General features: G+C 39.8%; 13 protein-coding genes. All 13 read left to right on the forward strand.

What is annotated here, in order from left to right; translation table 11 throughout:
- Positions 1 to 5: 5 nt before the first annotated feature.
- Positions 6 to 407 carry a C-glycoside deglycosidase beta subunit domain-containing protein gene (locus J7E67_RS08705; RefSeq protein ID WP_214731408.1) on the forward strand — a complete coding sequence of 134 codons (402 nt, stop codon included), beginning with the start codon at positions 6 to 8 and terminating at the stop codon, positions 405 to 407.
- Between the two features lie 91 nt (positions 408 to 498).
- Positions 499 to 2,145 (forward strand): glycoside hydrolase family 43 protein, encoded by a 1,647-nt coding sequence (locus tag J7E67_RS08710; RefSeq protein ID WP_251026655.1) that lies wholly within the window; start codon positions 499 to 501, stop codon positions 2,143 to 2,145.
- An 86-nt stretch (positions 2,146 to 2,231) separates the two neighbouring features.
- Positions 2,232 to 3,719 carry a glycoside hydrolase family 140 protein gene (locus tag J7E67_RS08715; RefSeq protein WP_214731410.1) on the forward strand — a complete coding sequence of 496 codons (1,488 nt, stop codon included), beginning with the start codon at positions 2,232 to 2,234 and terminating at the stop codon, positions 3,717 to 3,719.
- Positions 3,720 to 3,917: 198 nt separating this feature from the next.
- Positions 3,918 to 5,162: an MFS transporter gene (locus J7E67_RS08720; RefSeq protein ID WP_214731412.1), complete on the forward strand. Its 1,245-nt coding sequence runs from the start codon at positions 3,918 to 3,920 to the stop codon at positions 5,160 to 5,162.
- A gap of 143 nt (positions 5,163 to 5,305) precedes the next feature.
- Entirely contained in the window at positions 5,306 to 6,247 is a 942-nt protein-coding gene (locus J7E67_RS08725) for an AraC family transcriptional regulator (RefSeq protein ID WP_214731414.1), read from the forward strand.
- 115 nt (positions 6,248 to 6,362) lie between these two features.
- Positions 6,363 to 7,313: a VOC family protein gene (locus J7E67_RS08730; protein WP_214731416.1), complete on the forward strand. Its 951-nt coding sequence runs from the start codon at positions 6,363 to 6,365 to the stop codon at positions 7,311 to 7,313.
- A gap of 26 nt (positions 7,314 to 7,339) precedes the next feature.
- Positions 7,340 to 8,446 carry an alpha/beta hydrolase family protein gene (locus tag J7E67_RS08735; RefSeq protein ID WP_214731418.1) on the forward strand — a complete coding sequence of 369 codons (1,107 nt, stop codon included), beginning with the start codon at positions 7,340 to 7,342 and terminating at the stop codon, positions 8,444 to 8,446.
- 14 nt (positions 8,447 to 8,460) lie between these two features.
- Positions 8,461 to 9,372, forward strand: coding sequence for a fumarylacetoacetate hydrolase family protein (locus J7E67_RS08740; protein ID WP_214731420.1), 912 nt, complete (start codon positions 8,461 to 8,463; stop codon positions 9,370 to 9,372).
- 23 nt (positions 9,373 to 9,395) lie between these two features.
- Entirely contained in the window at positions 9,396 to 10,151 is a 756-nt protein-coding gene (locus tag J7E67_RS08745) for a cyclase family protein (protein WP_214731421.1), read from the forward strand.
- Positions 10,152 to 10,172: 21 nt separating this feature from the next.
- Positions 10,173 to 11,330, forward strand: a complete 1,158-nt coding sequence (locus J7E67_RS08750; RefSeq protein WP_214731423.1) for an FAD-dependent monooxygenase — start codon at positions 10,173 to 10,175, stop codon at positions 11,328 to 11,330.
- 69 nt (positions 11,331 to 11,399) lie between these two features.
- Positions 11,400 to 11,543: a hypothetical protein gene (locus tag J7E67_RS08755; RefSeq protein WP_214731425.1), complete on the forward strand. Its 144-nt coding sequence runs from the start codon at positions 11,400 to 11,402 to the stop codon at positions 11,541 to 11,543.
- A 4-nt stretch (positions 11,544 to 11,547) separates the two neighbouring features.
- On the forward strand, positions 11,548 to 11,598 hold the full coding sequence (locus tag J7E67_RS32280; RefSeq protein ID WP_374223922.1) for a hypothetical protein: 51 nt from the start codon (positions 11,548 to 11,550) through the stop codon (positions 11,596 to 11,598).
- 392 nt (positions 11,599 to 11,990) lie between these two features.
- Positions 11,991 to 12,860 carry an ABC transporter permease gene (locus J7E67_RS08760; RefSeq protein WP_214731482.1) on the forward strand — a complete coding sequence of 290 codons (870 nt, stop codon included), beginning with the start codon at positions 11,991 to 11,993 and terminating at the stop codon, positions 12,858 to 12,860.
- Positions 12,861 to 12,865 lie beyond the last annotated feature (5 nt).

Here is a 12,865-nt window from a genome sequence, read left to right on the forward strand (position 1 = left end):
TCGATATGTTAGAAAAACCTTGTATTCAATCGAGAGGATTTAAAAATGTAGAAAGTAATGGAAAGATCATAGGCTTTCAGGTTAACATCAGATCCCTATATTATAGAGGACTTTGGCTTTCACAATTGCGCCCTGCAACGGTTACAGTAAATGAGGAAACTTTTTCAGGAGATCAGATTACCTGGACTATCAATGGTGCTGCTTATACACAAGCTGATATGGCTGAACTCGGAGATGTTCACTGGGGCCTTTTAGAACCTGCCACTCTTACTGTTGCAAAGGAAGGCGGTCTGGAATCAGGGAGCCATGAAATTGAAGTTAACTATACGTATAGCTGCTCTTATTTTCCCCCAGTCGTGGATACTATTCTTGGCGGAACACATAAGAGAACTCTGATTTTAGTTTGATTTTATAAGGGTAATATAAATAGGTTTTCACTTTATTATTTAAATTTTGAATACGCTCACTATTTAGAAGGAATGTTGAGGTGATTTTTTTTTGAAGAAAAAACGGTTAAAAAATCCAATTTTACCAGGCTTTTATCCCGATCCTTCCATCTGCCGGGTAGGTGATGATTTTTACATGATTACGTCAAGTTTTTCCCTATTCCCGGGAGTTCCGATTTTTCATAGCACGGACCTTGCTCATTGGGAGCAGATTGGGCACATACTCGACCGAAAGTCACAACTGCATACGACAGCAGATCATATGACTGCCGGAATCATGGCTCCAACGCTTCGATATCACAACGGTATTTATTACATGATTACCACAAATGTCAGTGATAAATGGAATTTTATTGTGACTGCTACGGATCCCCGTGGGCCTTGGTCAGATCCGTATTGGCTAGAGAACTGTCCTGGTATTGATTCATCTTTATTTTTCGACGACGATGGGAAGGCATACATCACTGGTACCAGAGAAGATATCAATGATGATGAGACACATAAAAGTCAAGCGATCTGGATCAGTGAATTCGATTTGGTCAATATGAGCATTGTCGGCGAGAAGCGGACGATATGGGGGGGAGCCTTGAGAAATTGCGCTTCTCCTGAAGCTCCTCATCTTTACAAGAAGGATGGCTATTATTACTTGATGATTGCAGAGGGTGGTACGGAACAATTCCATGCAGTTACGATAGCACGCAGCAGAAATATTTTTGATTATTATGAGGGTTATGCGGGAAATCCGATTTTGACGCATCGCCATCTGGGGAAACAATATCCAATCAGTAATGTAGGTCACGCTGATTTCGTGGAATTGAAAAACGGAGAATGGTATGCAGTTATGCTTGGCTCCCGCCTAATTGAGGGCTATCATAAGAACCTTGGCAGGGAAACCTTTATCGCCCCAGTCGTTTGGGAGGAAGGATGGCCGGTCATAAGCCCTGGTACGGGGAAAGTGGAATGGAGCTATCCTGCACCTGAATTGCCGGCCTATACACCAAACCCAATTCCAATCAGGGACGATTTTGATGGAGAAAAGCTTGGCGTGGATTGGGCATTCTTCGGGACACCTTATGATGTTTTCTATTTGCTTTCAGACAGCAAGTTGACTTTGAGATTGCTGCCGCGTTCCATGAGCCCTGAGCTGCGCAAAATTGACTTGTCTGCAGCCAATACGGACAAGGATGTTCCGAGTCTAAGCTTTATCGGACGCAGACAACTGCATGCTAGCTTTCGGGTCTCTGTTAGAATGTGCATTGATGCATTATCGGAGAATGAGACGGCAGGGATTGTCGTAATGCAGGCGTCTAATCATCAATTCCGGTTCGAGCGGTCGATGGAGAAAGGGAAGCAAATCCTGAGGTTAATCCAGTGTACCAGCGAATTAACCGGATACCCGCACCAACCGCACTTTAAAGGTGTTACGACTGAAACCGAGCTTGCAAATACTGAGGTGGTTGGAGGAGACATTATTCTTAGTATTATCGCAGAAGGACAGGCCTATAGCTTTTATTACGGCAAAGTGGATGGGAGCCTCGCCTTACTTTATGAGAACGCCGACGCGAGAAAAATAAATCCCGAGATTGTTGGTGGCATGGTGGGGACTATACTGGGCATGTTTGCCAGTTCTAATGGCCAGGAGAGCAAAAATAGTGCTGATTTTGATTGGTTTGAATATAACGGAATCGAACGTAATTAAGGTTCATTGATTTTTATAATAAATTTAAACTCTTTACACTTAAATTCCTACTTAATATTAGAATTCTTTTATGAAGAGGAGAAAAAATGGATAGATTAAAAATTTCGGAGAATGGTAGATATTTTACACATGACGATGGCAGACCCTTTATCTGGTTGGCAGATACGGTTTGGACGTTAGCCCAAAGATTAAAATGGGACGATGTGGAATACTTGATGCAGAAACGGAAATCCCAAGGATTTACAGTACTTCAGATTGTGGCACTAGACCCGGAGCAGGATAAGGAAATGAGAAATCCTGCTGGTGATAAGGCTCTATTAAATGATAATCTGAGCACGCCAAATGAAAAATATTTTCAGTATTTAGACTGGATCTTGGACAAGGCGGAGGAATACGGATTTTATGTACTGTTTCTTCCTGTATGGGGAGAGCTTGTTGTCGGCCATAACTGGATGGGAGAATTTTCTGAAAAAATCGTCAATGAAGATAACGCATATGACTTTGGGAAATGGATCGGAAAGCGCTATAAGGATAGAGCAAATATCATTTGGTGCTTGGGTGGTGATCGGCAGCCTATTCATCTCGGAGTGGATTACAAGGATGTTTGGCGGAAGATGGCTGAAGGTATTGCAATAGGGATTCTTAATAAGGACTTAAAACATAACGTCAAAGACCCCGATTGGCAAAAGCTCCTGATGACGTATCATACATGCCACGAAGCGGAGACTGGGGAATGTTCGACCATGTCATATTGGACGGATGATGATGCGTGGATATCATTTATTATGATTCAATCAGGTCATGGGTTAAAACTTAAAAATTATGAATTAGTGAAAACAGATTATGATAGAGAAAATACCATGCCGGTATTTGATGGAGAACCCGCCTATGAACAAATGCCAACCACTTGGCCAACTCCTTCAGATTTCCATGGTGAGTGGATGGTAAGGAAACGTGCCTATTGGAGTTTGTTTGCCGGTTCTTTTGGTCATACATATGGCCATTCGTCTGTTTGGTGTATGATCTCAGAAAAAGAAAGGGACAGTTTTAGGAAATATTCCTGGTTCGAAGCATTGGACAGACCTGGCGCATGGCAGATAAAGATCCTGCATGATTTTCTGGAATCAAGAGATTTAAGTAAGTGTATACCATGCGAGGAAATCCTGATAGAACAGAGTGAAAAATCGGAAGATATCCTAGATGAACATATTCATGCATGTGTAGAAAAGGATGGAAAATTTGCTTGCATCTATTTTTCATCAGGTGGAGAAGAAACAATAGATTTAAGTGGGTTAAAAAGAGATTCCTTACAAATGTGGTGGTTTAATCCTAGAGATGGACAATGCTATTCACAAGAGAATGTGACCTCGGAAGAAGCAATTAGTTTAGCAGAACAATTAAAAAGGGATAAACGGGGTGATTTTTTTAAAATAATAACCCCAACCCGCGGAAGAGAGCAGGATTGGGTATGTGTCATTGAGAACAAAGAGAATGATGCAACAAAGCCCGGTAAAGCGCGGAGTTATGGAGAAATGCCTGTACCACCGGAGGTTAAGAAAGTTTTTACATGGTAACATACGAAAAATCAGGAATCTTCATAAGAGATTAAAAATCATAGTTAGATTTTGAATCTCTTTATTTTTTTGAAAATGTTTAAAAAATAAGGATAAGAATTGCACTACTAAGACAATAAAAAAGTGAAATCAAATAGTGATATGATGATGTAAGATTAAATAGTTACCTTTTTTAGTTTTTAGAATAGGAGAAAGTGAATGCGTAGGTTTAATTTATTAAAAGTAAAAAAGAATATGCCATTTCTTATACTTATGGTAAACACATTTATTGCTTTGGTTGGGGTTGGGTTAGCGATCCCTGTTCTTCCTAAATTTATTTTAGAATTTGGTGCCAGTGGTAAAGACCAAGGTTACCTCATAGCTGCAACCGGGCTGACTCAGTTTCTATTCTCTCCTTTAGGTGGGAAGCTATCGGATCAATATGGGCGGAAAAAGATTACAATTATTGGGTTAGCGATTATTATGGTGTCTCAATTTATGTTTAGTGTAGGTACCGATCTATGGCTTCTCTATCTATCACGTTTCATTGGGGGAATCGGTGTTGGATTGCTTATCCCTGCGACTATGGCTTATGTGGCAGACGTTACGACAATCGAAAATCGCGGGAAAGGGATGGGATACCTCGGCGCTGCCATTTCACTAGGTTTTGTTATTGGCCCAGGGATTGGTGGATTTCTTGCAGAGTTTGGATTACGTGTTCCGTTTTTTGCTTCTGCCCTTGTTGCAGGTATGGCATTGGTCGTTTCTCTCTTGTTTTTACCGGAGCCTTTATCAAAAGAACAACAACATTCCGCAAGAAACTCCTCGGTGAAGGGAGATGGACTGCTTTATGACATTCAACGGTCTTTTAAGGTGTCCTACTTTATTCTTTTACTGCTTGTTTTTACCATGACATTTGGATTGGCAAACTTCGAAACGATCTTTGGATTATATGTTAGCGAAAAGCACGATTATACTCCTAAAGATATTTCCATTATCATGACTGTGAGCGCACTTGTTGGAGTTTTGATTCAGGCTGTATTGGTAGATCGGCTCCTTCGTCGTTTTAATGAGATTAAGGTAATCAATACTTGTTTCTTCCTTTCTGCAGTATCCATGGCACTGGTATTAGTGTCTGGCCATTTTGTGTTCATGCTCATCATTAATATCTTTTTCATCTTATTTACTTCGATTCTTCGCCCAGCGATTAATACATTGTTATCAAAAATGGCAGGCAGCGAACAAGGTTTCGCTGCGGGCATGAACAATGCCTATAGCAGTTTAGGAAATATTATCGGGCCTTCTTTAGCCGGAATTTTATTTGATGTTTCCTTTAATATTCCTTTTTTATTTGGGGCATTTATTTTACTAGGCAGCATCGTTATGTGTGTCGCTTGGAATCAAAAAGCACGAAGGAAATCAGACTTTGTTTCGATTTTAAGTGGGCAGAAAGAAACTTCATAGAATTTTTACTATCATAACTATACACATGAGTTTAGGAAGGTTCGGCATAGGAATATTAACCGCAAAGTTTTGTCTAAAACTGGCGGTTTTTTTAAAATTATCTTTTAAATCTTTTTGTTAAAAGTAGGGAGGCGGAGATAGGTATGAAATATCCTTACGAGAGTGTAGTAATTAATAAAGAAATACCAATGTTTTTGTTGATGAATAGTGTGAAATATGTAGCGATGCATTGGCACGACCGGATCGAAATTTTATTTGTCTTGAGAGGACAAATTCATGTATATGTCGGTAGAGAGGAATATTTTTTGCACGAAAGTGACTTATTGCTTATTAATAGTAATGAGGTTCACGGAGTGGAATCAAGTGAGGATAATAAGCTATTAGTGCTTCAAATCCCTATTTCCTTTATTAATAAATGGTACAAAGACATTGAAAAGGAAACATTCATTTGTCAATCCTTTCAACATGAGGAACAAGCTAGTTTTAATATTATTCGATCGTTAATGGCTCAATTAATGATAATCCTAAGAACGCAAGGTAAAGGATTTGAAATAAAAATTCAATCTTTGCTTTTAGACATCATATACAATCTTATTACCAAATTTAGAGTGAAAAATAATGAGCAAATAAACAGAAACAGCAGAAAAGATATCGAACGTCTGACTAGAATCACGAGCTATATTCAACAGAATTTTATGCATCCACTAACATTGAACGAGATTGCAGAAAATGAACAATTAACGGTCCCTTATTTATCCAGGTATTTTCAGGAGCATATGGGACAAACCTTCGTAAAGTATTTAAACGGTATTCGTTTGGAACATGCAGTTAGATCTATGCTAGATACGGAATTGTCGATTATTCAAATTGCAATGGAATCCGGTTTTTCTAATTTAAATACGTTTCACAAACTGTTTAAAGAAACCTTTCACACTACACCCAATCAGTATCGAAAAAAACATTCCTATCACTCTAGCCACATTCGTCATAAGCAAAGTGGCATTAAAGGTTATGAATATAGTGAACAAGATAGCTTGAACGAATTATACAAGTATTTAATATTTTCTGAAAAAGATAAAAATTGATATTGTTTATCATAAAAAAATGAACGTTTTCAAAACGATTCCTCTCTATAATTGTCTTTAAATAAACCGTTTACATGAAGATGTGTTTATAAAATCACTATATTTGGAGGAATCAATGATGTATAAAAATCCACACTTTTTTTCCCATCTTGCTCATGTTGAATTAATCAGTCCTAAATTAGAAGAATCAGCTAATTTCTTTAAAGATATCATCGGTTTAGAAGAGGCAGGCAGAAAAGGAAATTCGGTTTATTTTCGTGCATGGGGTGAGCACTACCATCACAGCTTGAAAATAACAGAAGGAAAAGAACCAGGTCTTGGCCATATTGGCTGGCGTGCTGATAGTCCAGCTGCGCTGGAAGAAGCAGCTGCCCAAATTGAAAAAATGGGACGAGGAATAGGCTGGATCGAGGGAGATCTCGGTCATGGACGGGCCTATCAATTTACATCACCAGATGGCCATTTAGAGGAGATCTTCTGGGATGTTGACCTATATCATGCACCTGATGAGCTTCGCAGCAAATGGAAAAACCGACCGCAAAAAAATCCAGGGCGCGGTATTTCTCCCCGCCGGATTGATCATATCACTCTCTTTAGTAATGATGTGACAAAAGACCGCGAATTTTACCAAAATATCGGTTTCCGTTATAACGAAGGAATCTTTTTGGATGCCAATGATCCAGGAAGTCCGGAAATTGGTGCCTGGTTATCGGTTACCAATCTCTCTCATGATATCGCCTTTTTAAAGGGGCATAGTGGTAAACCAGGCGGATTCAATCATGTTTGTTATGCCGTAGAGAGCAGAGAAGAGGTTTTATTGGCAGCAGACCATATTCTTGAGAGTGGATATGAATTGGCAATGGGTGGTCCGACACGTCATGCTCTTGCAGAAGGCTTTTTCTTTTACGTCGATGAGCCAGGTGGCAATCGCTTTGAATTATATGCGGGAGCTCATCTAGTTTTTGCACCTGATTTTGGACCGTACAGATGGAGTCTTTCTGAGAATCCAAATGATGCATGGGGCAGAGAAATGCCTTGGGATGCAACAGGAAAGGTTATTAAATAAGCATACAATGAGGAGTTGTTTTTAAAATGTGGCATTTCTTTCCAGAAAATTATATGTGGTCTTATCAGATTGTCAGAATGATAAGCCAGTCCTATTTTGGCGGTGGTGAAGTAAACGAAATCCTCGATGCAGCCAGCCGTATGAAGCTAGGAGATTACGAGAGTTTTCATCAGGAATGGATCAGACTTGGGAATAAATCATTAACTATCGCAAATGATGCTATGGACAAAAGCTATAAAGAAACGGCAAAATCAGGTTATTTACGGGCAGCAAACTATTATCGTACGGCAGAGTTTTTTCTTCAGCCTGATGATGAGAGAAAACTTCCGACTTATTTAAAAGGAGTAGAAGCTTTTAGAAAGGGAGGCGAGCTGCTAGCCTCTCCTCCAAAGGCTGTCAATATTCCATTTGAACATGCTTACTTGCCTGGTTATTACTTTGAGGCACCAGGTCAAAACAAGGGGCCTTTAATGGTGATGTTTGGTGGTTTAGACTCGACAGCAGAAGAATTGTACTATGGACCAGCCCAACTGTTAAATCAACGAGGGATTTCCCTTCTAGCACTGGACGGTCCTGGCCAAGGGGGGGCTTTACGGCTTCACCGCATTCATTCACGCCATGATTATAACACTGCAGGAACAGCGGCGTACGAGTGGGCGGTTGAAAATCTGAATGTAGATCCTGAACGCATTGGGGTTATGGCAGTATCAATGGGGGGCTACATGGCTGCAAGATGTGCCGCCTTCGAACCAAGGTTTAAAGCATGTGCGATTTGGGGAGCCGTTTATGATTACAATGATGTCTGGTCGAAGCGGCCGGACAACCACCCCCTTGCAAAAATTTTGCAGCATATCTTTGGGGTAGAAGATATGCCAGCTGCAAGAGCAAAACTTCAACATTATAACTTGCGTGGAGTTGCGGAAAAAATTCAAATGCCAACTTATATTGTCCATGGAGAAGATGACCGCCAAAATACCGTTGACAATGCCTATAACGTCTATAACGATCTAACTTGCCCGCGATGGCTTAAAATCATTCCGACAAGCAGTCCTGGTTCTTCCCATTGTCAAGTGGATAATATCACGGAGACTTATGAGATGTATGACTGGTTAAAAGAACAGTTAATGAGGTAGAAACAGGAGGAGTGATGATGAAGTTCGTAACTTTTTATAATCCGGACGGCCATATGCGTGCCGGTTTGCTGGATCGGGATAGAGTGATAGATATGAATCTCACTTCCAAAGGTGTTTTACCTGATAATATGGAAGATTTTATAAAAAACAATGAAAAATATATGTCAACTATAAAAAAACTAATGGATATAACGGATCTTCCTTCATTTTCACTCGAGGAAATCCGATTGACTGCACCACTGCCGAAACCTGCAAGTTTCCGAGATTTTGTTGCCTTTGAAACACATGTCAAAAATGCCACAAAACGCTCGGGGGATACCGTCGCTCGAGAATGGTATGAAATGCCGATCTTTTATTTTTCGAATCCTAATGCGATGAAGGGGCCCGGGGAAGATGTGAAACGCCCTTCAAAATGTATGCGGCTGGATTATGAGCTCGAGCTCGCATGTGTTATTGGAAAGGAAGGTAAAAATATAAAGTCTCACGAGGCCGAGGACTATATTTTTGGCTATACCATCTTAAATGACTGGTCTGCCCGGGATATCCAAATGAAAGAAATGAAAGTTCTCTTGGGTCCTGCAAAAGGAAAAGACTTTGCTACCTCGATTGGACCCTATCTAGTAACAAAAGATGAACTAGAGTCTTATAGAGTTGGCGACCTATTCGACTTGGAGATGACTGCTGCGGTAAATAGTGAAATTCTTTCTCGCGGAAACTTCAAAGATATTTATTACAGTTTCGGTGAGATGATTGAGCGGGCCTCGGAGGAAGTTATCTTATATCCGGGAGATATCATCGGCTCGGGAACTGTTGGTTTTGGCTGCATTATGGAGATCGGCCCCGAGGTTCATCGCTGGCTAGAGCCGGGGGATGAAGTAGAACTAGAGATAACGGGGCTCGGTTCACTTAAAAATAGAATTGTTTAAGAAGCATGAACGGAGAGGAATCTATGTCTAGAATTATTGACCTGAGTGTTTCAATTGAAGAGGATATAAAAGATCCTCTTCCATTTTCGATTCGTTATGAATCACATGAAGAAGGTGCTGAATTCGGAGCAAAGCTGGTGGGTGTTACTCCAGAAGATTTTCCTGAGAGAAAGGGGCTTGCCGGAGAGTTTCTTACGTTAACTAGTCATGCCGGAACTCACGTTGACGCACCGTGGCATTACTGGCCAACTTCTGAAGGAAAACCAGCCCGGACCATTGATGAAATGCCGCTTGAGTGGTTCTTTAATGATGGTGTTGTCCTTGATTTTACTGACAAGCCTGCTGGTTATGCGGTAACCATATCAGATCTACAGGAAAAACTAAAAGCAATGGAATACCAGTTAAAGCCATTTGATATCGTGATGGTCCGCTGTGATGCAGATAAAAAGCGATACGAGCCTAACTATAGTGAAATTCATGTTGGTGTTTCAGCAGAAGCTACCCTATGGCTGATCGATCAAGGTATTAAAGTGATGGGGACGGACGGCTGGGGCTGGGATACGCCATTGTCCTTTCAGGCAGCCGATTATAAGCAAAATCCACGTTCAGGTGTCCTCTGGGCAGCCCATTTTGCCGGAAAAGAAAAAGAGTACTGCCAAATTGAAAAATTGGCCAATCTCGGTCAACTTCCACCCTATGGGTTTAAAGTGTCTGTTTTTCCAGTGAAAATTAAAGGCGGGAGTGCAGGATGGACCCGTGCTGTTGCCATTATTGATTAAAGGAAATGAGGGGGTTTTTAAATGACCAATCAGTATGTTAAAAAAGTACTCATTGTTGGTGGAGGTATTAGTGGATTAACAGCAGCCGTTGCCCTTCATAAAATCGGGATTGAAGCGGAGATTGTTGAGAAGGAACTGGAGTGGAATGTTTACGGCGTCGGTATTATTCAACCTCCTAATGCACTTAGAGCACTCAATGAAATTGGATTAGCGGATGAATGTGTGAAGCAGGGGTTTGGTCATCCGGGTTTCGATTATTATACAGGGCAAGGCGATTTCATGTTTCATGGAGACTCTCCCACCATTAAAGGATACCCAGGGGTAAATGGAATCTCGAGACGGAAATTGCATGATATCCTATACACTGCAGTTGAAACGATTGGAACAAAGATTTATATGGGTTCAACTGTCAATAAGATAGAAAATGTTAAAAATGGGGTGTATGTAGAACTTAGCAATGGAATTTCTGCTTTCTATGATATGGTAATCGGAGCAGATGGAAGCCATTCAAAGGTACGAAAATTAATGTTTGGAGATATCGTCCAAAACTATAGTGGGCAAGGGGTCTGGCGCTATACTCTTCCAAAGCCTAAAGAGATGGACAGAGGACTTTTTTATTATGGGCAAACGGCAAAAGCAGGATTGGTTCCTATGTCTGATGAAAGCATGTATCTGCTTGTAACGACGCAAGAACCAGGTAATCCTCGTTTTCCTAATGATCAATTAGCGGTATTGCTACAGGAAAGGCTTACTGAATTTGGAGGAGCTATTGCAGAAGCGGCAAGTCTTGTGACTGACTCTTCTAAGGTTGTCTATCGCCCGATATTTACTCATTTCTTATCAAACCCTTGGTACAAAGGAAATGTCTTACTTGTCGGGGATGCTGCCCATGGTACAGCACCACATCTTGGTCAGGGTGCTTCGATCGCGATCGAAGATGTCATTGTATTAGCAGATCTTTTGAAGCTTAATTTTGAAGCCCAAGAAACTTTAAGACTATTTATGGAGAAACGGTATGAACGATGTAAACTCATATGTGAAAATTCCGATCAGTTAGTGGAATGGGAGTTACTTACATGGAATGGCCAAATGAAAAGCAACGTAAATGTCGGCAAGTATGTTTACGAAACACTCGAAAAAATGAATGAACCATTTTTATCCGAGATAAACACTATTTAATTATGTATGCGGTTACAATTGAAAGTTAAAAGATTCATAGAATTTATCCGAAGAAATAGTAAGGGAGCTATGCTAAAAACAATTAAGGAAAACGAGAAAGGTATTACACCACTTGTTCCTTTTCAATCTGGAGCACAGCCAACTGTTGTATATAATTGGTACGACCCGTTAGGCGACACTTTGGGAGTTCTTCCTAGCTGCCGGCATCGATAAGATTATTGCAGAAAAACAAAAACAATTGGATGAATGGGCCAAAACACAAAAATAACATCGGGGGCTATTCATTTATCTACTTTCTTTATATATATAATGAGATTAAAAATCCCAGTTTGATTTTTAATCTCTTTTTTTAATAAAGCATATTTTTGAAAAAAATATTTTCAATATATTTTCAGTAACTAAATATATTAAAACCATTACCAGCATTAAATAGATTTATGAAAATAAAATGAAAAACACTGAAAATTAATATTGAGTTTCTGAAAATAATTAGGTATATTTAGATTAAATTACAGAAAGCGTTTACATATAATCGGATAAGGGGGAAATAAGGTGTCAGAAGTTACTGTAAAGAATGTGGAAGCAGGCGTTCAAACGATACCTGCAAAAAAGGTAAACACCAGGCTCATCAAATTTAAAAGGGCTTTACCGCTTTTAATCATGATGCTGCCGGGGTTAATTTACTTGCTGATCAACAATTATTTGCCAATGTTTGGACTTATCATTGCTTTTAAGGATATTAACTATGCAAAAGGGATACTAGCCAGTGATTGGATTGGATTTAAAAACTTTGAATACTTGTTTAGTACTAGAGATGCATTTATCATTACCCGAAATACGATCCTCTATAATGGAGGATTTATTATCATAAATACAATACTGGCAATTGGTGTAGCCATTATGCTTAATGAAATTAAAAATAAGCTGGCCAAAAGCTTTTACCAAAGTGTCATCTTATTGCCATTCCTAATCTCGATGGTTATTGTCAGTTATTTGGGATTTGCTTTTCTAAGTGAAGATGTAGGCTATCTCAACAAAACCTTATTACCGATGCTTGGGCTTGATGATGTTTCTTGGTATTCAGAAGCTAAATACTGGCCTTATATTTTAACCTTCATTAATTTGTGGAAGGGTGTCGGGTTCTTGTGTGTCATTTACTTGGCCGCTATTATCGGGATTGATCAAGAGTACTATGAAGCAGCCACTTTAGATGGAGCAAATAAATGGCAGCAAATCATTCATATAACAATTCCTTCCATTATGCCAGTTATTATCATGATGACATTATTGGCAATTGGACGTATTTTCTACTCCGATTTCGGTTTGTTCTATCAAGTGCCAATGAATTCAGGAGCCATCTATGACACAACAAATGTTATTGATACCTATGTTTACCGTGGTTTAATGCAGCTTGGGGATATTGGAATGTCAGCAGCAGCCGGTTTATATCAATCCGTTGTCGGTTTTGTTCTTGTATTAGTATCAAATTATCTCGTGCGCAGAAAAAGTAAAGATAATGCATTATTCTAAGATGG

It is taken from the genome of Bacillus sp. ISL-46, from assembly GCF_018613205.1.